This window comes from Microbacterium sp. JAI119, assembly GCF_013410135.1.
GTDB classification, from domain to species: domain Bacteria; phylum Actinomycetota; class Actinomycetes; order Actinomycetales; family Microbacteriaceae; genus Microbacterium; species Microbacterium oxydans.
Genome location: NZ_JACCCK010000001.1, coordinates 159,421 through 179,385 on the forward strand (window position 1 = coordinate 159,421; position 19,965 = coordinate 179,385).

General features: G+C 69.1%; 21 protein-coding genes. 18 read left to right on the forward strand and 3 right to left on the reverse strand.

The features are described from left to right. Positions 1–20 precede the first annotated feature (20 nt). The 14 genes from HDC31_RS00695 to HDC31_RS00760 all read left to right on the forward strand — a co-directional run bounded on the left by HDC31_RS00695 (position 21) and on the right by HDC31_RS00760 (position 13,187). Positions 21–1,709 carry a glycoside hydrolase family 13 protein gene (locus HDC31_RS00695; RefSeq protein WP_113681157.1) on the forward strand — a complete coding sequence of 563 codons (1,689 nt, stop codon included), beginning with the start codon at positions 21–23 and terminating at the stop codon, positions 1,707–1,709. Between the two features lie 161 nt (positions 1,710–1,870). Beyond that, on the forward strand, positions 1,871–2,854 hold the full coding sequence (locus tag HDC31_RS00700) for a metal ABC transporter solute-binding protein, Zn/Mn family (protein WP_113681158.1): 984 nt from the start codon (positions 1,871–1,873) through the stop codon (positions 2,852–2,854). Continuing rightward, positions 2,851–3,684, forward strand: a complete 834-nt coding sequence (locus tag HDC31_RS00705; RefSeq protein ID WP_058632986.1) for a metal ABC transporter ATP-binding protein — start codon at positions 2,851–2,853, stop codon at positions 3,682–3,684. Before HDC31_RS00700 ends, HDC31_RS00705 begins: the two co-directional genes overlap by 4 nt. Further along, on the forward strand, positions 3,681–4,559 hold the full coding sequence (locus HDC31_RS00710; protein WP_371861830.1) for a metal ABC transporter permease: 879 nt from the start codon (positions 3,681–3,683) through the stop codon (positions 4,557–4,559). Before HDC31_RS00705 ends, HDC31_RS00710 begins: the two co-directional genes overlap by 4 nt. 46 nt (positions 4,560–4,605) lie before the next feature. Beyond that, positions 4,606–5,022, forward strand: a complete 417-nt coding sequence (locus HDC31_RS00715) for a Fur family transcriptional regulator (RefSeq protein ID WP_045263847.1) — start codon at positions 4,606–4,608, stop codon at positions 5,020–5,022. Beyond that, positions 5,019–6,059, forward strand: coding sequence for a permease (locus HDC31_RS00720; protein WP_179515718.1), 1,041 nt, complete (start codon positions 5,019–5,021; stop codon positions 6,057–6,059). Before HDC31_RS00715 ends, HDC31_RS00720 begins: the two co-directional genes overlap by 4 nt. Positions 6,060–6,063: 4 nt before the next feature. Then, complete coding sequence (locus HDC31_RS00725) at positions 6,064–6,954, forward strand: DUF1980 domain-containing protein (RefSeq protein ID WP_308472266.1); 891 nt, start codon at positions 6,064–6,066, stop codon at positions 6,952–6,954. Next, positions 6,944–8,833, forward strand: coding sequence for a hypothetical protein (locus tag HDC31_RS00730; RefSeq protein ID WP_257021910.1), 1,890 nt, complete (start codon positions 6,944–6,946; stop codon positions 8,831–8,833). The genes HDC31_RS00725 and HDC31_RS00730 overlap by 11 nt, the downstream gene beginning before the upstream one ends. 1 nt (position 8,834) lies before the next feature. Beyond that, positions 8,835–9,593, forward strand: a complete 759-nt coding sequence (locus HDC31_RS00735; protein ID WP_179515719.1) for a DNA-3-methyladenine glycosylase — start codon at positions 8,835–8,837, stop codon at positions 9,591–9,593. A gap of 190 nt (positions 9,594–9,783) precedes the next feature. Beyond that, the gene (gene rpmB / locus HDC31_RS00740) at positions 9,784–10,020 is read left to right on the forward strand and encodes a 50S ribosomal protein L28 (RefSeq protein WP_017203559.1); all 237 of its coding nucleotides are present in this window, start codon (positions 9,784–9,786) and stop codon (positions 10,018–10,020) included. After that, positions 10,020–10,190, forward strand: a complete 171-nt coding sequence (gene rpmG / locus HDC31_RS00745; protein ID WP_017203558.1) for a 50S ribosomal protein L33 — start codon at positions 10,020–10,022, stop codon at positions 10,188–10,190. The genes rpmB and rpmG overlap by 1 nt, the downstream gene beginning before the upstream one ends. Positions 10,191–10,193: 3 nt before the next feature. Next, positions 10,194–10,499: a 30S ribosomal protein S14 gene (gene rpsN, locus HDC31_RS00750; RefSeq protein ID WP_017203557.1), complete on the forward strand. Its 306-nt coding sequence runs from the start codon at positions 10,194–10,196 to the stop codon at positions 10,497–10,499. 311 nt (positions 10,500–10,810) lie between these two features. Beyond that, on the forward strand, positions 10,811–11,098 hold the full coding sequence (locus tag HDC31_RS00755) for an HU family DNA-binding protein (RefSeq protein WP_017203554.1): 288 nt from the start codon (positions 10,811–10,813) through the stop codon (positions 11,096–11,098). Positions 11,099–11,186: 88 nt separating this feature from the next. Then, complete coding sequence (locus tag HDC31_RS00760; RefSeq protein WP_082108679.1) at positions 11,187–13,187, forward strand: cytochrome c oxidase assembly protein; 2,001 nt, start codon at positions 11,187–11,189, stop codon at positions 13,185–13,187. An 18-nt stretch (positions 13,188–13,205) separates the two neighbouring features. Here the strand turns inward: HDC31_RS00760 and HDC31_RS00765 are convergent, their stop codons facing one another. Beyond that, positions 13,206–14,276, reverse strand: coding sequence for a hypothetical protein (locus tag HDC31_RS00765; RefSeq protein ID WP_046748633.1), 1,071 nt, complete (start codon positions 14,274–14,276; stop codon positions 13,206–13,208). 113 nt (positions 14,277–14,389) lie between these two features. Between HDC31_RS00765 and HDC31_RS00770 the strand changes: the two genes are divergently transcribed. Continuing rightward, positions 14,390–15,784, forward strand: coding sequence for an ATP-dependent RecD-like DNA helicase (locus HDC31_RS00770; RefSeq protein WP_179516076.1), 1,395 nt, complete (start codon positions 14,390–14,392; stop codon positions 15,782–15,784). Positions 15,785–15,791: 7 nt separating this feature from the next. Here HDC31_RS00770 and HDC31_RS00775 read toward each other — a convergent pair whose 3' ends face one another. Both HDC31_RS00775 and HDC31_RS00780 read right to left on the reverse strand, forming a co-directional pair. Further along, on the reverse strand, positions 15,792–16,439 hold the full coding sequence (locus HDC31_RS00775) for a heme oxygenase (biliverdin-producing) (RefSeq protein WP_046748635.1): 648 nt from the start codon (positions 16,437–16,439) through the stop codon (positions 15,792–15,794). A gap of 79 nt (positions 16,440–16,518) precedes the next feature. Then, on the reverse strand, positions 16,519–16,833 hold the full coding sequence (locus HDC31_RS00780) for a DUF2470 domain-containing protein (RefSeq protein ID WP_113680122.1): 315 nt from the start codon (positions 16,831–16,833) through the stop codon (positions 16,519–16,521). Between the two features lie 96 nt (positions 16,834–16,929). Between HDC31_RS00780 and HDC31_RS00785 the strand changes: the two genes are divergently transcribed. The 3 genes from HDC31_RS00785 (at position 16,930) to HDC31_RS00795 (ending at position 19,961) form a co-directional block, all read left to right on the forward strand. Next, on the forward strand, positions 16,930–18,222 hold the full coding sequence (locus HDC31_RS00785) for a serine hydrolase (RefSeq protein ID WP_113680113.1): 1,293 nt from the start codon (positions 16,930–16,932) through the stop codon (positions 18,220–18,222). Between the two features lie 35 nt (positions 18,223–18,257). Next, a complete protein-coding gene (gene corA / locus HDC31_RS00790) occupies positions 18,258–19,274 on the forward strand; it encodes a magnesium/cobalt transporter CorA (protein WP_113680123.1) in 1,017 nt (338 codons plus the stop codon). A 93-nt stretch (positions 19,275–19,367) separates the two neighbouring features. Beyond that, the gene (locus HDC31_RS00795) at positions 19,368–19,961 is read left to right on the forward strand and encodes an isochorismatase family protein (RefSeq protein ID WP_179515720.1); all 594 of its coding nucleotides are present in this window, start codon (positions 19,368–19,370) and stop codon (positions 19,959–19,961) included. Positions 19,962–19,965 lie beyond the last annotated feature (4 nt).

Below are 19,965 nucleotides of genomic sequence, written 5' to 3' on the forward strand. Positions count from 1 at the left end.
AGAGAAGGAGTTCTCCCCTCATGACCGACGCGCTTCTCGTCGAGACCCGCACCGCCGAAGACGCCGCCTGGTGGCGTCAGGCCGCCGTCTACCAGATCTACCCGCGCAGCTTCGCCGATGCGAACGGCGACGGCATCGGCGACATCCCCGGCATCGTCTCCCGGGCCGACTACCTCCAGGGCCTCGGCATCGATGCGGTATGGCTCAGCCCGTTCTACCCGTCCGCACTCGCCGACGGCGGATACGACGTGGCCGACTACCGCGACGTCGACCCGCGGCTCGGCACGCTCGACGACTTCGACGACATGGTCGAGGCGCTGCACTCCCGCGGCATCCGCGTGATCGTCGACATCGTCCCGAACCACTCCTCCGACCAGCACGAGTGGTTCCAGGAGGCGCTCGCCGCCGGACGCGGGTCGGCCGCGCGCGAGCGCTACATCTTCCGTGAGGGCACCGGTCCCGACGGCTCCGAGCCGCCGACCGACTGGGAATCCGTGTTCGGCGGCAGCGCGTGGGAGCGCGTGGCGGACGGGCAGTGGTACCTGCACAACTTCGCCGTGGAGCAGCCCGACCTGAACTGGGACCACCCCGAGGTGCGTGCCGACTTCCTGAAGACCCTGCGCTTCTGGTCGGACCGCGGCGTGGACGGGTTCCGCATCGACGTCGCCCACATGCTCACGAAGGACCTCAGCGAGCCGCTTCCCTCGCGCGCCGAGCTCGACGCGATGGACCGCACCTCGGGCACGCACCCGATGGTCGACCGCGACGACGTGCACGAGATCTATGCCGAGTGGCGCGCGGTCTTCAACGAGTACGACCCGCCGCGCACGGCGGTGGCGGAGGCGTGGGTGGACACCCCGGAGCGCCGTGCGAAGTACGCCTCGGCGGAAGGACTCGGCCAGGCGTTCAACTTCGACCTGCTCGTGGCCGACTTCGACGCGCGGCAGTTCCGGAGCATCATCGCCGACAACCTGCAGCAGGCGCAGGAGACCGGATCGTCGACCACCTGGGTGCTGTCGAACCACGACGTCACCCGTCATGCCACGCGCTACGGCCTCCCGGCCCTGAACGGACGACCGGTCAAGCAGGGCACGGAGTGGGTCAAGGCCGGCGGTCCGGCGGACGGCCTCGACCGCGAGGGCGGACTCCGCAGGGCACACGCCGCGACCCTGCTGCTGCTCGGCCTTCCCGGCAGCACGTACCTCTATCAGGGTGAAGAGCTCGGCCTGCACGAAGTGGCGCAGATCGCGCCGGAACAGCGTCAGGACCCCGGGTTCTTCCGCGGTGCGGAGTTCGACGGGCTCGGCCGTGACGGATGCCGTGTGCCCCTTCCCTGGACGGCGGCCGGCTCCTCGTACGGCTTCGGCGCCGAGGGCGCGCACCTGCCGCAGCCCGAGTGGTTCGCGGAGTACGCGGTCGACGTGGAGGCCGCCGATCCGGCGTCGACGCTGTCGCTGTACCGCGAGGCCCTGCGCCTCCGGCACCTGCTGCAGACGGGGGAGACCCTGGAGTGGATCGACACCGGACGTGCCGACGTGCTGCGCTTCACCCGGCCGAACGGATGGAAGGTCGTGTCGAACTTCGGCACGGAGCCGTTCGACCTCGGGGATGCGGCCGCGGATGTCGTGCTCGCGAGCGCCCCGCTCGACGGCTCTGCACTCCCCGGGGAGGCCACGGCCTGGATCGCACCGGCCGGTCTGCTCGGCTGAGCTTCCGCCCCTTTGCCGAAACGGAGATGATCCGCGCCCCGCGCGGGGTGTCGAGCACTGACACGCCGCGCGGACGTCGGGTCGTCTCCGTTTCGGCCGTGGGTGACCGAGCGGCCGAGGGCGATTTGATAATGGTTCTCATTAGCGTTTAGAGTGAGAGCATGAAGAAGCCCGTCCTCGCCCTCACCCTCGCATCCGTCGCCGCACTCACGCTGGCCGGATGCTCCACACCCTCGGCGGGAGAGGGTGACGACGGCACGATCACCGTCGTGGCGAGCACGAACGTCTACGGCGACATCGCGTCGACCATCGGTGGAGACCGCGTCGACGTGCAGTCGATCATCACCTCGGCGTCGCAGGATCCCCATGCGTACGAGACGACCGCCCGCGACCGGCTGACGGTGCAGAAGGCCGACCTCGTGATCGAGAACGGTGGCGGCTATGACCCCTTCATCGACACGCTGCTGCAGGATGCGAAGGACCCGCACGTGGTGACGGCCGTCGAGTACTCGCACGACTTCCCCGGCAACGAGGGGCATGACGACGAGGGACACACGGACGAGGCCGACCACGATCACGCCGAGGGCGAGGACGGCCACGAGGGGCACGACCACATCGAGGGCTTCAACGAGCACGTGTGGTTCGACCCGCACACGATGATCCATGTCGTCGAGGCCATCGCCGATGAACTGACCGAGCTCGACCCCGACGGCGCGAAGGAGTTCGCCGCCAACGCCGCCACGCTCACCGCCGACCTCGAGGGCTTCGAGACCGAGCTCGCGACCCTCAAGGCGGAGGCGCCGAACGTCAACGTCTTCATCACAGAACCGCTGCCCGGCTACCTCGCGGCCGCCGCCGGATTCACCGACATCACCCCGGAGGGCTTCGCCGAGTCGGTCGAAGAGGGCACTGACGTCGCGCCCGCCGTGCTGCTCGAGGCGCTGAACGTGATCGACAGCGGACAGGTCACCGCGCTGCTGACGAACGCCCAGACCGGTGGGTCCGAGACCCAGCGCGTCGAGACCGCGGCGAAGGACGCCGGGGTTCCGGTCGTCGCCTTCACGGAGCTGCTCGAGGACGGATCGTCGTACTCTGAGTGGATGAGTGACGCGATCAAGAGCCTCGCCGCCGCCGTCCAGCCGTGAGCGGCGCCCTTCAGCGCGAGAAGCCGGTACTCCAGATATCCGACGCGTCCCTGCACCGTGGGGATCGCGAGCTGTGGTCCGGCCTCGATCTCACGGTCGAACCGGGGGAGTTCATCGCCGTGCTCGGTCCTTCCGGATCGGGCAAGACCACGCTCCTGCGCAGCATCCTCGGCCTGCAGCCGCTGTCATCCGGCACGATCCGCGTGGCGGGTGAACCCGTCCATCGGGGCAACTCCCGCATCGGGTACATCCCCCAGCAGCGGAATCTCGCCCCCGACACGAGCATGCGGGCCCGCGACCTGGTCGCCCTCGGGGTGCAGGGCAGCCGCTTCGGCTTTCCCATCCCGCACCGCGGCGACCGGGCGAAGGTCGACCGACTGCTCGACGCGGTCGGTGCCTCCCACTTCGCGGATCGCCGCGTCGGACTGCTCTCGGGCGGCGAACAGCAGCGGCTCCGGGTCGGCCAGGCCCTCGCCGACGAGCCCGCACTCCTGCTGTGCGACGAGCCGCTGTCGAACCTCGACCTCGCCAACCAGGTCGCCGTGACCGACATCATCGACCGACAGCGCCGTGAGCGCGAGGCGGCGGTGCTGTTCGTCACCCACGACATCAACCCGATCCTGGGCCGGGTCGACCGCATCCTCTACATCGCCGGCGGGCGGTTCCTGCTGGGAACCCCCGACGAGGTGCTGCAGACCCGCGTGCTCACCGACCTCTACGGCACCCCGGTGTTCGTGCTCCGCGCCGGAGATCGTCTGGTCGTCGTGGGCGTGCCGGACGCGGAGCCTCACCACGATCACGGTGATCACGCGCACGGGGGAGCGGCATGAACGCGGCGGCAGCCATCGCGCCCATGGTCGGCTGGGATGACATCTTCTCCTTCCAGGACTACGGCGAGCTCGTCGCCCTGCTCGCGAACTCGATCATCGCGGGAGCCGTGCTCGGGATCGTGGGCGGCCTGATCGGCGTCTTCGTGATGCAGCGCGACCTGGCCTTCGCCGTGCACGGCGTGAGCGAGCTCTCCTTCGCGGGGGCGGCGGCGGCCCTGCTCTTCGGCGGCAGTGTGGTGGCCGGATCCCTCGGCGGTGCCCTCGTCGCCGCGATCCTGATCGGCGTGCTCGGGGCCAAGGCCAGGGACCGCAACTCGATCGTCGGTGTGCTCATGCCGTTCGGTCTCGGTCTCGGAATCCTGTTCCTGTCGCTCTACGACGGCCGCAGCGCCAACCGCTTCAGCCTGTTGACGGGGCAGATCGTCTCGGTCTCGAGCCCCGACCTCGGGTGGCTGATCGGCATCAGCATGGTCGTGCTCATCGGGCTGCTGGTGATGTGGAACCCGCTGCGCTTCGACTCGCTCGACCCGGAATCGGCCGCCGCCCGCGGGGTGCCGACCCGCGCCGTGAGTCTGCTGTTCATGGTGCTGCTCGGCCTGATCGTCGCCGTGAGCGTGCACATCATCGGCGCGCTCCTCGTGATGGCACTGCTGGTCACGCCGGCCGCCGCCGCGATGCGCGTCACGGCCGGCCCCATCGCGGTGCCGTTGCTGGCTGCGCTGTTCGGGTTCGTCTCCGCGGTCGGCGGCATCCTGCTCGCCCTCGCCGGAACGCTGCCCGTGAGTCCCTACATCACGACGCTGTCGTTCACGATCTACGTGATCTGCTGGATCGTGCAGCGCTCGCGTGCCAGGGTTCGCCGGGTCCAGGCCTGAGATCCACTCCCAGCCCCCGCTGATCGCCGCGGCCTAGACTCTTCTTATGGCTCAGCGGAACACCTGGCAGCGCGAACGCGTGCGCGAAGCACTCGCCGACGCGCGCGGATTCGTGAGCGCGCAGAGCCTGCACGCCTCGCTGCGCGATGACAACACCGGCATCGGCCTGGCCACGGTCTATCGCGCCCTCGCCGGGCTCGCCGCCTCCGGAGACGCCGACTCGCTGCAGAGCCCCGAGGGTGAGGCGCTCTACCGGGCATGCACCACGCAGGGCCACCACCACCACCTGATCTGCCGGTCCTGCGGTCTGACCGTCGAGATCGAGGCCAAGGACGTCGAGCAGTGGGCGCACCGCACGGCTGCCCTGCACGGATTCACCGAGGCCGCGCACGTGGTCGACATCTTCGGACTGTGCACTCCGTGCGCGAACAAGCGCGATGCCGAGAGGGCCGCGTCCGCGTGAGCTTCTCGGCAGCAACGGCGACCCGTCACGGCCACTCCCATCGCCCGTCACCCTCGCCACGATCGGCATGGATCGGCGTCGGCCTCGGCGCGGCCATCATCGCCGCCCTGTTCCTGATCGATGCCTTCCTGCCGAAGCTGTTCCCCGCCTCACTGCCCACCCGCGCGCAGGACGGCCTCACGCTCGCGCTGAGCGTGCTCATCGAAGCCCTGCCGTTCGTGATCCTCGGTGTGCTGCTGTCGATCGTGGTGCAGGTCTGGCTTCCTGCCGACGTCATCCACCGCTGGCTGCCGAAACGCGCGTGGGCCCGTCGTGCGGTGCTGTCGCTGCTCGGCATGCTGATCCCGGTGTGCGAGTGCGGCAACGTTCCTTTCGCCCGTGGACTCATGATGCGCGGCCTCGCGCCGGCGGAGGCGATGACATTCCTCATCGCCGCACCGATCGTGAACCCGATCGTGATCCTCACCACGCACGCGGCGTTCGGCTGGGACGGCGGCATCCTCGTCGCCCGCCTGGTCGGCGGCTACCTGATCGCCAACCTGATCGGCTGGATCTACAGCCGCCACCCCGACCCCGACGGCATGCTCACGCAGCTTTTCGTCGACACCTGCGACCGGGTGACCCACGAACCGGGCACCCCTGTGCGCCGCAGCCTCACGCAGTTCCTCATCGAGCTGCGCGCCGTGATGCCCGCGCTCGTGATCGGCTCGGCGCTCGCCGGAGCCGTGCAGGTGCTCATCCCGCGGGAGTGGCTGCTGGCGATCGGCTCCAACCCGGTGCTGTCGATCGTCGCGATGATGGCCCTCGCGATGACGGTGGCCATCTGCTCGAATGTCGACGCCTTCTTCGCGCTGTCGTTCGCGTCGACGTTCTCGTCCGGCGCGATCGTGGCCTTCCTGCTCGTCGGGCCGCTCGTCGACATCAAGATGCTCGCGCTCATGCGCACGACCTTCACGGGCCGCACGCTCGTCGGGATCGTCGGCATCGTGCTCGCCGCGGCCTTCGCCATCGGGATCGGGGTGAACGTCCTTGTCTGAGCACGTGGCACTGTCTGAGCGCGTGGCGCTGTCTTCGCCGACCGCAGCGCGCGTTCGCGCTCTCGGCACCCGCTGGCTGGGTGTGGGGCTGGCCGCCGTGATCTCGGTCGTCACCCTCGGTCTCGGTCTCACCGGACGCCTCACCCTCTACATCAGCCCCGAGTCGGTGTGGTTCGCGTGCACAGCCGCCGTCGTCACCCTGGCCGGTGCGATCTGGTCGTGCACCCTCCCGCTCGGCGAGGAGAGCGACCACGGTCACGATCACGGGCATGCCCCTGCGCCCACACGCCGCAAGTCACGCGCGGAGAGCGCCGCCCGGGATCAGGCCGACCTGGAGCACGCCGACCCGGAGGACGGCGACGGGCGCCCAGCCACTGCGCCCTCGTCGCGCCGCACGCTTGCCGGGGTCGCCGCCGTCACGGGTGGTGTCATCGCCTCCGGGGTGGTGGTGGCCGGCCTCGTGCTGCCGCCCGCCTCGCTGTCCGTCGAGCTCGCGATGTCGCGCGCGGGAGAGCAGAGTGCGTTGTTCGCCGGTGCCGACACGGTGGCCCTCGGCGTCGCCGACACCTCGACGTTCGGCGTCGGCGACTGGGCGAGCGTGTTCGCCGCAGCGACGAACACTGCCGCGTATGACGGTGCGCCGGTGAAGCTCACGGGGTTCGTGACCCCGGACGATGCCGACGACGGCGTCAATCTCACCCGCCTGGTCATCACGCACTGCGTGATCGACGCGCAGACCGCCATCCTCCCCGTCGACGTGAAGCCCGACGACTACGCGACCGGCCAATGGGTCGAGATCACCGGAACAGTGCGTGCGGATGCCGATGGGAAGCTCCGCATCGAACCGACCGACGTCGTCGCGATCGACGAGCCGGGGGACCCCTATGAGTACTGACGACGAGCGCCCAGAGGTGCCCGCCGTCCCGCGCACACGCGCGGAGATGCGTGCGGCGCGAGAAGCCGCCGAGGCAGCGGAGGCGGAGCGGATCGACCGCGTGATCGCCTCCGCCGAACACGTCGCCGCGGCGCCGGACCACGCTCCGCACACCGCGGATCCATCGTCTGCCGCTACGGCGTCCGCGGATCCCTCGTCTGCCGACCAGCCGGATGCCGTCGCAGACGAGGCAGTCCTCCGTGAAGCTGCCGTCCGTGAAGCTGCGGTGCGTGAGGCGGGCGACCGTGAGGTCGCCGAGCAGGAGGCCGCAGCCCGGAAGATGGCAGCCTTCGAGGCTTCAGCCCGAGAAGACGCGGAGGCGACCACCCTTCCGCCCGTCCCGCTCGCGACTGAGCCCGTGTTCGTCGGCGCGGCCCCGGACGTCGAGAGGGAGCGCGCAGAGGCCGCGGAGCCGAACACGCCTCCGACCCCTCGCGTCGCGGCAGAGCCGGAGCCCGTGCAGACTCCGGGGAGCCGTCGTCGCTTCGTCGTCACGCTCGCCGCCGTGCTGGGTGTCCTCGTCATCGTCGGAACGGGGCTGGGTGTCGCGAGCCTGCTCCAAGGACCGCGCATCAGCGACGTGCAGGTGAACGCCGCGCAGGCGATCGAGTCCTCAGGCAGCCGCGTCATCCTCACCGCGAACCAGGCGCTCGCCGACATCGACCCCGCGCAGGTGACGGTCGAGCCGGCGGTGCCGTTCACCGTCGATGCCTCCGGTCGCGGCGTGGGGGTGCGATTCACCGTCCCGCTCGACGATTCGACCGAGTACACGATCCGCGTGGCCGATGTCGTCGGTGCCGGAGGCGGCCCGACGACGACGCTGACCACGAGCTTCACGACGCCGCCGTCGAACATCTTCCTGCTGCGCCGCGACGTCGAGGGCAAGGACAAGATCTTCCTCACCGACCTCAGCGGAGAGAAGGCCGTCGCGGTGTTCGAGCACGACAAGATCAACGACTTCCGTGCGACATCGACGCAGCTCGTGGTCTCGGTCGAGGAGGACGACGGATCCCGCCTGCTCGTGATGGACCGCGACGGCAAGAACCAGCGTGAGCTGAAGCTCCCCGGTGACGGCTACGTGGGGGCGATCCAGGTCTCCGAGCGCGGCGGCCTCGTCGGCTACAGCTACTCGGACAAGGAGCTCAGCGATACCGAAGGGCGCGCGAGCGTCCTCGTCACGCAGTCGCTGAGCGGCGACGACGACCCGCAGATCATCGAGGTCGCCGGTGCCGAGGCGAGCGTCTTCGTGTGGCAGTTCGTTCCCGACAGCGCGGCCGTGCTGTTCATCGACTTCGACGGAGCGCTCTCGCTCGTCGACCGCTCGACCGATGCCGGCGTGCAGTCGCTCGGTCTCGCGGCCACCATCCAGGGGATCTCCCGAGGCACGTACACCGCGATCGTGGAGCGGCTCGACGGAGCCGTGGTCGAACTCGATCTGGCCGACGGCTCGGAGCAGCCCCTCGCCGCTTCGGACCCCGACTACGGCACGGCGAGCTCCATCACGCCGTTCCCCGGCGGCACACTGCGTCACGTCGTCGCGCGTGACGAAGAGGGTCTCCCGATCGGACAGGTGGTCGTGCGGGTGGACGACGACGGTGCGGCGACCCCGCTGGTCGAGGTCGGGTCGACGGACTCGATCCTCCAGGCCTGTGCATCGCCGAGCGGTCAGTATGCCGCCGTCGTCGTCGCGCCCGACCTGGCGAACAACGCCTACGACGGGATGCTGCTGCCGCTTCCGGAGAACGTCGAGACGCACCTGATCGACATGGACTCGGGCAAGGAGCTCGTGGCCCTCACCGGCTTCGACGCCTCGTGGTGCCAGACGGCCCCGAGATTCTGAGATGACCGGCGGCCCCGACCCCGTGCGCGGTGCAGAGCCGCAGGAGGCTCTGCGCCGCGCCGTCCGCACCGACCTGAGCGGCTCCGCCGTCGACGCCGCTCCGCGCCTGCTGGGTGGAGAGCTGCGCACGTTCATCTCCACAGCGACGGAGGCGGACCCGGTCGAGGTGCGGCTGCGCATCACCGAGGTCGAGGCCTATCACGGGCAGGGCACTGGGGAGATCCCCGACCCCGGCTCGCACGCCCGCATGGGACGGACGGCGCGCAATTCGACCATGTGGGGTGAGCCGGGGCGTCTCTACGTGTACCTGAGCCACGGCATCCACTCCTGCGTCAACGTCGTGTGCGGACCGGAGGGACAGGGCGACGGCGTGCTGCTCCGCGCCGGTGAGGTCGTGGCAGGGGTGGAGGCTGCCGCCCTGCGTCGTGGCGTCGCCCTTCCGCTCGGGCGCATCGCGCTGCGGGACCTCGCCCGCGGGCCGGGCCGCCTCGGGCAGGCTGTGGGCCTGCGACATCCGCTGCACGACGGGATCGACGCCGTCACGGCAGGCCAGCAGCACGGGGCGCGGGCGGAACTCTGGCTGGGGCCGCAGCGCGACGACGTGGTGAGCGGTCCTCGGGTCGGAGTGGCAGGCGTCGCGGGGACCGCGGCATTCCCGTGGCGCTTCTGGATCGAAGCGGATCCCACGGTTTCCCCGTTCCGATGGGGACGCGGTGCGGCCGAGGCGTCGAGTCGCGCGAACGGCTCGATGTCGGCCTGAGCTGGTGCCGTGTGCGCGATGCGAACCGCGGCGCCGGCCGTGCTAAACTGACTCTTTGTCTGCGCACACTCCTGTGCGCAGTTCGCATGCTTCCCCTTCTGCGGCCGAGAGATCGGCGGGTCGTGGTCGTGTGCAGACAAGGGATCTTGGGTGGGGCCGTCCGGCCTCACGGTATAAAAGGAGTCACATCATGGCAGCAGTGTGCCAGGTGACCGGAGCTGTTCCCGGCTTCGGACACAATGTCTCGCACTCGCACCGCCGGACGAAGCGCCGCTTCGACCCGAACGTGCAGAAGAAGACGTATTTCGTTCCCTCGCTCGGTCGTAAGATCACGCTCAACGTGTCCGCCAAGGGCATCAAGGTGATCGACGTCCGCGGCATCGAGAACGTGGTCAAGGACCTCCAGGCGAAGGGTGTGAAGCTCTAATGGCCAAGAAGGCTCAGGACGTCCGTCCGATCATCAAGCTGCGTTCGACGGCAGGTACGGGTTACACGTACGTGACGAAGAAGAACCGCCGCAACACCCCCGACCGCCTCGTGCTCAAGAAGTACGACCCGGTCATCCGTCAGCACGTCGAATTCCGAGAGGAGCGTTGATCAATGGCTAAGAAGAGCAAGATCGCTCGCAACGAGCAGCGCAAGGTCATCGTCGAGCGTTACGCCGAGCGTCGCGCCGAGCTGAAGAAGACCCTGATCGACCCGAACGCCACCGACGAGGCCCGCGAGGCCGCACGCGTCGGCCTGCAGAAGCTGCCGCGCAACGCGTCGCCGGCTCGCGTGCGTTCGCGCGACGTCATCGACGGCCGCCCCCGCGGTGTCCTCACGAAGTTCGGCATCTCGCGTGTCCGCTTCCGTGACATGGCACACCGTGGCGAGCTGCCCGGTGTCACCAAGTCGAGCTGGTAAGTCTCAGCAGACAGTCGATAGGGGCGAGGATCTTCGGATCCTCGCCCCTTTCGCGTCCCTGCACCGCGAGCCGGGTCAGGTGATCACGCCGGATCAGGCCGTTTCCTGGACCTGCTCTCCCGCCCGCCGAGGCCCCCGAACATGTGACTGGAGTGACAAAAGTGACGCGACACGCCCAGTAATTGCCCAAAACCCGCGAAATGACGCGGAAATGAGGGTGGTCGTTGGTACATTCAAGGCGGTCGACAGACCAGGAGCATCCGCTCCGACACCCCACAACGATGCGACGGTCTTCGTCGCTGGAGGATGACATGGCTGACAAGTCCATCACCAAGACCGAGCTCGTCGCGAGCATCGCTTCCGCCACCGGCCAGAGCCAGGCCACCGTCTCCGGTGTCCTCGACTCGCTGTTCGCCACGGTCTCCGACGCTGTTGCCAAGGGCAGCAAGGTCTCCATCCCGGGCTGGATCTCCTTCGAGCAGGTCGACACCGCTGCTCGCACGGGCCGCAACCCGCAGACCGGTGCCGAGATCAAGATCCCGGCCGGCAAGCGCGTCAAGGTGACCGCTGGTTCCAAGCTCAAGGCTGCCGTCAAGTAATTCGACCGCACCTCTTCGAAGGCCGCTCCCGTTCCGACGGGAGCGGCCTTCGTGCTTTCTCATCGCCGGGCGCGCCTAGGCTGGAGGGGTGAGTTCCCGCAGCGAGTCGACGAGTCGGATTTCGGCGTATCGCGTGTCCGGCGTCGCCATCCTCCTCGTCGCCGCCCTCGTGGCCCTGGTGCTGGCGCTCCTCGTGGGCGGCGGGGCCAAGCCGCCCCTGCTGCAGGACCCCGGTCCGTTCGTGCTCTGGGGCACGCCCGTGGCCAAGCTCGTCATGAACGTCTCCGGTGCCGTCATGCTCGGCTCGCTCGTGCTCGCGCTCTTCGGTCTGCGCGCGGGGGAGCGGTCGTTCGATGCGGCTCTGAACATCGCCTCGGTCGGTGCCGCCGTGTTCACGGTGTCCGCGGGCCTCGCCGGGTTCCTGGCCTTCATGGCCGCCTTCAACCCGAAGCTCAGCATCGAGCGCGAGTTCGGCTCTCAGCTCGGCCGCTTCCTGCTGGAGCTGCCACTGGGTCAGTCCTGGCTCATCACCACCATCTTCGGTGCCATCATCACGGTGCTGGCGTTCGCCTGGCGCTCGTGGACGCCCACGCTCATCACAGCGCTGCTCGCCGCGGCGTCCTTCCTCCCCCTCGCGACGCAGGGGCACGCCGGAGACCTCGCCGGGCACAATATGGCGGTGAACTCGATCCTGCTCCACACGATCGGCGCCGCGGTCTGGCTCGGTGGCCTCCTGCTGCTCGTGCTGCTGCGGGGGCGGACCGACGTCGACCCCGTGCGCCTCGTCGGCCGCTACTCCTCCCTGGCGATCGCCGCGTTCGCCGTGGTGGCGTTCTCGGGGGTCACGCGGTCGGTCGTCGCGGTCGGGAGCTGGGAGGCCCTGTGGGCGACTCCGTACGGCTGGATCGTGCTCGCCAAGATCGCCCTCCTCGGGGGCATGGGACTGCTGGGCGCCTGGTACCGGGCCCGCCTCATCCCCAAGCTGACGGGTCAGCGCGCTGCGGGCTGGTTCTGGCTCCTGGTGCTGTGCGAGGTCGCGCTGATGGGCCTCGCCTCGGGTGCGGCAGCCGCTCTCGCACGCACGCCTCCGCCCACCGGTGAGGTCGCTGCCTTCGCCCAGACCCCCGCACAGATCCTCACCGGCTCGACGCTGCCTCCGGAGTTGACGCTGGAGCGCTGGTTCACCGCCTGGGACTTCGACGTGCTCTGGCTCGTCGCTGCCGGCTTCGGCCTGTTCCTGTACCTCGCCGGCGTGCGACGCCTGCGGCTGCGCGGCGACCGGTGGCCGATCCATCGCACCGTGTTCTGGGTGCTCGGCATGCTGTTGCTGGTCTGGGTGACCAGCGGCCCGCTCAACGCGTACCAGGAGTACCTGTTCAGCATCCACATGATGGGCCACATGATGCTGTCGATGGCCATCCCGCTGCTGATGGTCTCCGGCGCCCCCATCACGCTCGCCCTCCGCGCGATCCACAAGCGCGACGACGGCACGCGCGGTGGTCGCGAATGGATCATGTGGGCCGTGCACTCTCCGTTCGCGCGCGTCGTGACCCACCCGTTCGTCGCTGCCGCGATCTTCATCCTGTCGCTGTGGGCCTTCTACTTCACCGATCTGGTGCGGTGGTCGATGTACGAGCATCTCGGCCACGAGTGGATGGTGATCCACTTCCTGATCTCGGGCTATCTGTTCGTGATGAGCCTGATCGGCGTCGACCCCGTCCCGTACCGTCTGCCGTACCCTGGCCGTCTGATCACCCTGATCGCTGTGATGGCGATGCACGCCTTCTTCGGCATCGCCATCATGATGCAGGAAGGCCTCATGGTCGCCGACTGGTTCGGCTCGATGGGGCGCGACTGGGGTGTCGACCCGATGATGGACCAGTACGTGGGGGGCGGCATCGCATGGTCGATCGGCGAGATCCCCACCCTGATCCTCGCGATCACCGTCGCGATCCAGTGGAGCCGAAGCGACACGAAGCTGCAGAAGCGCCGCGACCGGCATGCCGACCGCACCGGGGACGCGGAGCTCGAGGAGTACAACGCCAAGCTGGCGGCCCTCGCCGAGCGCGACAGCCGCGAGGGGCGCTGACGCCGAAGCGGGGTCCGGTCAGTCGACCGGGGCTTCGCTGGGGGAGCCGACCCTGATCGATGCCGTGCCGTCCGGCAGGATCGTGATCGTCCCGTTGAGCTGGAACGGCACGTCTTCGGACAGCGGCTGGACCTTGCCGTCGAACAGCGACCTGATGTCGACGTCGACGTGGGCGACCGCGTCCGTCGACGGAATCTGCCACTGTCCGCCGTCGGGTGCGACCGTGACACGGGGCTGGGTGGCGATCGACCACTTCGGAGCGGACGCGAGACGATTCGTGACCCGCAGGCCGAACGGGCAGGCGGTCGGCTGGAGGACCTCCTGCGTCGTGCACTCGGCGAGGAAGGACTCGACGCGCTCCTGGACCACGTCGATGAACGCCTCCGTCGGCTCGGTCTGCACATCGAGCGGCGTGATGGCCAGCGGTGTGTCCGCGAGAACCCCGTGGCCCGAGGCGGTCGAGATCGGGGTGTCGACCGTCACCGCATACAGTCCCGGTGTGAAGACGAGCAGGGGCAGCGGGTCGAGCGAGGCGGCGTCGACCCCGTCGACCGAGATCTGGCGCCTGTCGACCTCGAACCCGTTCACGGCGAACCGGTCTGCGCCACGCAGCGTCAGATCCACCACGGCCAGCGGGCTGGTGGTGAAGCGCCAGTTCGGGGTGACGCCCGCCCATCCGTCCTGCTCGATCAGGAAGGTGCTGGTTCCCGGATGGCCGCTCGCCCGGTAATCGACGGTGACGGCCGTACCGCCTTCCGCCGGCTCCTCGGAGGTGACCTTCACATCGGTCAGGGGGGCGAGCGCGGCGTGACGGAGCATGGCCTCGGACGCGGCGGGATCGATGCCGGCGGCGTCGAGGGTCTCGCGGTCGACCGCGACACCCGGCACGCGCAGCGCGTCGGCGGCGCGGCCGGAGGAGAGCAGGTCGAGGTAGCGCACCACGAATGCCGACGGTCCGTAGAACTGCTGGTAGAGCGTGGCTCCGCCTGCCCCGAGAGCGGCGACGAGCACGAGGCCGACGACGGCGAGCATCGCCAGGTCGACCCCCAGGCGCGCGCGCCGGGGCGCGCTCGCACGTGCCCGGTCCATGGCGTCAGTCTAGGAGGGCGTCCTGGGGGGACGCCGAGCGTCGGCGGCCGTGCGCGGATGCCGGGACGTAGCATGGACGAGCGCCCTGTCCGTCCGCTGCCCCTGTGAGAACCGTGTCCCTTCCCGCCCTGTCCGAGGAGCAGCAAGAGCTGTTCCGGCTCATCGAGGACACCGGTGAACACGTCTTCATCACCGGACGAGCCGGGACGGGCAAATCGACCCTCCTTCAGCACTTCGCCTGGAACACGAAGAAGCAGATCGCGATCTGCGCGCCGACCGGCGTCGCGGCGCTCAACGTCGAAGGGCAGACGATCCATTCGCTGTTCCGACTTCCGATCGGCCTGATCGGAGATGCGGACATCGATCAGAACGATGCGACCCGCCGCATCCTGAACGCGATCGAGACGCTCGTGATCGACGAGATCTCCATGGTCAATGCAGACCTGATGGACGCCATCGACCGCTCGCTGCGGCAGGCACGGGGCCGCAGGGGCGAGCCGTTCGGCGGCGTGCAGGTGGTCATGTTCGGCGACCCGTATCAGCTCGCTCCCGTGCCGCCGCGCGGCGACGAGGCCCGCTACGTGCAGGACCACTACCGCTCGTTCTGGTTCTTCGACGCGAAGGTGTGGGCGGGAGGTGGCGGTGGGGCCGGCGAGTCGGATCAGGACGGCCTGTTCGCTGTCGACACGCGGGCGGAGCTGCACGTGCGCGAGCTCGTGCAGATCCATCGCCAGTCCGACGACGGGTTCAAGGCCATGCTGAATGCCGTCCGCTACGGGCGCGTCACCGCCGAGATCGCCGGGGTGCTCAACACCCAGGGCGCGCGGACGCCGCCCGATCCCGAGCCGGGTGAAGTGCCGATGATCACGCTCGCCACGCGCAACGACATCGTGAACAGCATCAACAGTCGACACCTGGCTGCGCTGCCGGGTAAGGAGCAGACCGCGCGCGCAGAGGTGAGCGGAGACTTCGGGAGGGGCGAGGCCGCGCTCCCCGCCGAGTCGGAGCTGAAGCTCAAGGTCGGCGCGCAGGTCATGTTCCTGCGCAACGACACCGCGATGTCTGGCGAGCCGCCGCGCTGGGTCAACGGCACGATCGGGACGGTGGTGCGCATCCTCGGAAGTGCCGTGCGGGTCGACATCGACGGCGAGGAGGTCGACGTCGAGCCCGCCGTATGGGAACGGTTCCGCTACGCGTACGACCAGAACACCAAGAAGCTCACCCGCGACGTGGTGGCCGAGTTCACGCAGTTCCCGCTGCGGCTGGCGTGGGCGGTCACGATCCACAAGTCGCAGGGCAAGACCTATGAGCGCGCGATCATCGACCTCGGCTCCGGAGCGTTCGCACCGGGACAGACGTACGTGGCTCTCAGCCGGCTGACCTCGCTCGAGGGGCTCTACCTGTCGCGTCCGCTGCGCCCCCGCGACATCCGCGTGGACGAGGACGTGCGTCGGTTCATGCGCGACGCCTGGCTGGCCGCATCGACGCCGGAGCTGCCGAAGAGCTGAGCGCGGGTCAGGCGGCGGCGCGTGCGCGGTCGAGGTCTTCGAACAGCTCGGTGTTGAAGCGGTAGGCGAGCAGCACCTCGTCGATCACGCGCTCGCGCTCGGCATCGTCCCACGGCGCGGCGTCGAGCTGCTCGCGGTACACGTCCTTGAACGCGGCGGGGTCGGCGATGTCGTCGAACAGGTAGAAGCCGATGCCGTTGGTCTCGAAGCCGAAGCGGCGAGCCATCACGCGTCCGATGAAGATCCCGCCGGACAGGTCGCCGAGGTAGCGGGTGTAGTGGTGCGCGACGAAGCCGCCGGCCCAGGTGGCGCCGACCTGCCGGATGCGGTCGACGTAGCGCTGCGTCGTCGGCAGGGCGACGATCCGCTCGCGCCAGTCGGCTCCGAGCAGGAACTCGAGGTCGGCTTCGAGCGCCGGGAGCCGGGTGAGCTTGTCGGTGATGAAGACGGAGGCCACGGGATCCTGGCGCATGCGGTCACCTGCGGATTCGAGCGCCTCGTAGATGAAGTAGTGCTGAGCGACGAGCGAGATGTAGTCCTCGCGAGACCCTTCGCCCTTCAGGAGGTCGGACATGAAGCCGGCGGTCTCGCTGCGGGAGTGCGATCCGGACGAACGCTCGCGCAGGGCGGCGGAGAAGGAGAGGATCTCGGGCATGAGGCAAGTGTAAGGCTTGCCTTACCTCAGGGGAAGTCCGAGTCGGCAGGCGTGCGCAGTCGTCAGGCGTGCGCAGTCGTCAGGCGTGCGGTCGGGGCTCGACGCCCAGGCGCGCGCACGCGGCGTCGTAGAGTGCCACGACCTCCCGGCGCACGGACGGGCGGTCGGCGATCGGACCGCCGGGCCACGGCACGCGCAGCTCGGTCACGATGCCGTCGCGGGTGATGTCCCATGTCCCCGCCTCGCCGTCGAATCCGGTCATGACGGAGTCCGTGATGTGCGCGTCCGAGGTGTCGGCGAAGGCTCGTGCGATGAGCAGGTTGTCGTCGGTGTGGTCGCCGTTCATGTGGCGGAGGACGGCGGTGATCACGTCTGCATCGAAGGTGTGGGGCACGCTCCCCACCCTATGTCGACCTCCGACCCCGTCGCGGGGCCGACTTTCAGCATCGGCGCTCTAGACTCGGGAGACACGTCTTCGGGGGTTCTATCCATGCAGCTTCTCTCGTCGCGCCGGTGGCGCGCCGCAACGGCGACGGCGGCCGTGCTCGCTCTCGTCCTCACCGGATGCTCTTCCGAGGAGTCCTTCTCCTACACGCCTCCCGCTCAGGTGGACGGTTCGCTCCCTGACGACACCGTCGCCGCGATGCAGGCGGCCGTCGAGAACGCGATCACCGCGTCCGGCGCGTCGGGCGCCATCGTCGGCGTCTGGGCGCCCTGGAGCGGAAGCTGGGTGGCGGGCATCGGCACTCAGGATCGCGAGGGTGGAGCCGAGCTGTCGACGGACATGTCCTTCCGCATCGCGGACGTGACCCGTCTGATGACCTGCGACGTCCTCTACGCCCTCGCCGACCGGAAGGTGGTCGAGCTGGACGCGAACGTCGCCGACTACGTCTCCGGTGTCGCTGACATGCGCGAGGAGGGTGTCACCCTCCTCGACCTCTGCAACGGGACCAGCGGTGCCGGGTCCTCCGAGGAGACCGTGAAGTCGGCCTGGCTGAACACCCCCGACCGGGTGTGGTCCCCGCTGGAGCTTGCGGGCTTCGGCCTGGCACGCGACCGGGTCGCACCGCACACGACGTTCCGCGACTCCGACGCCGGCTACCTGCTGCTCGGCCTTGCTCTCGAACGCGCCTCGGGCATGACGGCCTCCGAACTGATCGCGGAGTACGTCACAGAGCCGCTCGGACTCTCGGACACCTCGCTGCCGGGACCGACCCCAGGGAAGCCGGGAAGCGGGGAGTCCCTGAACGGACACTTCCTGAACGCCGTCGAGGGCGGATACGACTGCGCGGCACCCGTCGACATCAGCACGCTGTCATCGAGCACGGGCTTCACCGATTCGGGCGTCGTGTCGACCATCACCGATCTCGGCCGGTATGCGCAGGCCGAAGCCCAGCAGGCGCTGCGCACGAAGGACAAGCCTGACCGCTTCGGCGACCCGTTGCCGGCCAGAGACGGCGCACCGTCTTGGTACCAGGCCACCGGTGGCGCCTACCTGGTCGGCTCGATGATCGGCCAGCACGGGTGGACCCCGGGTTACGCCACCGCGGCATACTCCGACCCGGCGACCGGATTCACCGTGGCCGTCGTGCTCAACGACTCCACGGGTGGAGCGCTGTTCGCCCAGCAGCTCTCGTGGGAGCTCGCCGCCATCGCGTCGAAGGCCCCGGCAGCGGCCGGTCAGACGGCACCGGAGTTCGGGCTGCCGTTCACGGCGGAGCAGTACCACCAGGGCACGGCCGAGGCCGCGCTCCCGTGCGTGGCCCCGCCCGCCGCCGAGTGAGCCGCTCCGACTGACAGTCGCGCGAAGGGGTGACGATGGCGATCATCGACAATGCGATCTACGTGGATGGCGTCCGCACCGAGAACCCGGTGACGCTCAGCGAGACCTTCGAGCGCATGCGCGAGCGCGGCGGCATGGGCTGGATCGGCCTCTACCGGCCGAGCGAGGAGGAGATCCGCGCGGTCGCCGACGAGTTCGGCATCCATGCGCTCGTCGTGGAGGACGCCCTCTCCGGTCATCAGCGCGCCAAGCTCGAGCGCTACGGTGACGTGCTGTTCATGGTGCTGCGGCCCGCCCGATACCTCGATGACGTCGAAGAGGTCGAGTTCGGCGAGGTGCACGTCCTCGTCGGGCCGGACTTCGTCGTGACGATCCGGCACGCGGAAGCCCCCGATCTCGGTCGTGTCCGACGGCGCCTCGAAGCCGACACCGCGCTCCTCTCCCACGGTCCGGAGGCCGTGCTCTACGCCATCCTCGACGAGGTCGTCGACGAGTACACGCCAGTGCTCGCCGGCCTCGAGAACGACATCGACGAGATCGAGAGCCAGCTGTTCGAGGAAGACACCGACGCCACGCAGCGCATCTACGACCTGGGCAGGGAGGTCATCGACTTCCAGCGTGCAACGCAGCCGCTCTCGGGAATGCTCGAGGCGCTCCTGCGCGGGTCCGACAAGTACGAGGTGGGCGAGGAGCTGCGTCGCTACCTTCGCGACGTGCTGGATCACACTCTGCGCGTGAGCGACCGCGCGACCACGTTCCGCACCGTGCTCGACAACGCGCTCACGGTGGAGTCGACCATCGTCGCGCGTCGCCAGAACGAGGAGATGCGGCGGATGACGGAGCTCAGCATCCGTCAGAACGACGAGGTCAAGAAGATCTCGGGGTGGGCGGCCATCCTGTTCGCCCCGACGCTCGTCGGCACGATCTACGGCATGAACTTCGACCACATGCCCGAACTGCACTGGCTGCTCGGCTACCCCATGGCGATCGCGATGATGGTCGCGCTGGGCTTCGGCCTCTACGCCGCGTTCAAGCGCAAGGGCTGGCTCTAGGCGCCGTCGCGGTGGCCGGAGCTGTCCGGAATCGTATGCTCGGCGACGGTTCCTCTCCTTGCCGACGAACCAGGCACCGGCGACGATGAGCGGATGAACGCTCACTCCGACACCGCCCTGCTCGTCGTCGATGCGCAGGAGTCGTTCCGTCAGCGCGCCGATGACTGGGCGGCCACCGCGAACCCCGCCGTGCTCGAGAACATCGCACTCCTCGTCGCGCATGCCCGTCGCGTGGGGGACGAGGTCGTCTGGATCACCCACTCCGAGCCCGGGTCCGGCGGCGTGTTCGACCCGGTCAACGGGTTCGTGCGCGTGATCGACGCTCTCGAGCCTCTCGCCTCGGAGCCGGCGCTGACGAAGACCACCATCAACGCCTTCGCGTCGACCGACCTCGAGGAGAGGCTGCGCCGCGACGGCATCCGCCGGCTGGTGGTGTGCGGCATCCGCACCGAGCAGTGCTGCGAGACGACGACTCGGGTGGCGGCCGACCTCGGCTTCGAGGTCGAGTTCATCACGGACGCCACCACGACGTCGTCGATCCCGGCGGCGGGTGCTCTGGCGGCGGTGTCGGGGGAGGACATCATGCGACGCACCGAGAGCATCCTCGCCGCCCGCGGCTTCGCCACGATCGGGAGCACGCGGGAGCGGGTGGGCGCATCCGTGGATGAGGCGCCCGCCGCGCCGTGACCCT

Excerpts from the sequence above, each read along its gene's own strand:
- HDC31_RS00695 (WP_113681157.1), top strand. The coding sequence starts at position 21 with ATGACCGACGCGCTTCTCGTCGAGACCCGCACCGCCGAAGACGCCGCC.
- HDC31_RS00700 (WP_113681158.1), top strand. The coding sequence starts at position 1,871 with ATGAAGAAGCCCGTCCTCGCCCTCACCCTCGCATCCGTCGCCGCACTC.
- HDC31_RS00710 (WP_371861830.1), top strand. The coding sequence starts at position 3,681 with ATGAACGCGGCGGCAGCCATCGCGCCCATGGTCGGCTGGGATGACATC.
- HDC31_RS00715 (WP_045263847.1), top strand. The coding sequence starts at position 4,606 with ATGGCTCAGCGGAACACCTGGCAGCGCGAACGCGTGCGCGAAGCACTC.
- HDC31_RS00730 (WP_257021910.1), top strand. The coding sequence starts at position 6,944 with ATGAGTACTGACGACGAGCGCCCAGAGGTGCCCGCCGTCCCGCGCACA.
- HDC31_RS00735 (WP_179515719.1), top strand. The coding sequence starts at position 8,835 with ATGACCGGCGGCCCCGACCCCGTGCGCGGTGCAGAGCCGCAGGAGGCT.
- rpmB (WP_017203559.1), top strand. The coding sequence starts at position 9,784 with ATGGCAGCAGTGTGCCAGGTGACCGGAGCTGTTCCCGGCTTCGGACAC.
- rpmG (WP_017203558.1), top strand. The coding sequence starts at position 10,020 with ATGGCCAAGAAGGCTCAGGACGTCCGTCCGATCATCAAGCTGCGTTCG.
- rpsN (WP_017203557.1), top strand. The coding sequence starts at position 10,194 with ATGGCTAAGAAGAGCAAGATCGCTCGCAACGAGCAGCGCAAGGTCATC.
- HDC31_RS00755 (WP_017203554.1), top strand. The coding sequence starts at position 10,811 with ATGGCTGACAAGTCCATCACCAAGACCGAGCTCGTCGCGAGCATCGCT.
- HDC31_RS00765 (WP_046748633.1), bottom strand. The coding sequence starts at position 14,276 with ATGGACCGGGCACGTGCGAGCGCGCCCCGGCGCGCGCGCCTGGGGGTC.
- HDC31_RS00775 (WP_046748635.1), bottom strand. The coding sequence starts at position 16,439 with ATGCCCGAGATCCTCTCCTTCTCCGCCGCCCTGCGCGAGCGTTCGTCC.
- HDC31_RS00785 (WP_113680113.1), top strand. The coding sequence starts at position 16,930 with ATGCAGCTTCTCTCGTCGCGCCGGTGGCGCGCCGCAACGGCGACGGCG.
- corA (WP_113680123.1), top strand. The coding sequence starts at position 18,258 with ATGGCGATCATCGACAATGCGATCTACGTGGATGGCGTCCGCACCGAG.
- HDC31_RS00795 (WP_179515720.1), top strand. The coding sequence starts at position 19,368 with ATGAACGCTCACTCCGACACCGCCCTGCTCGTCGTCGATGCGCAGGAG.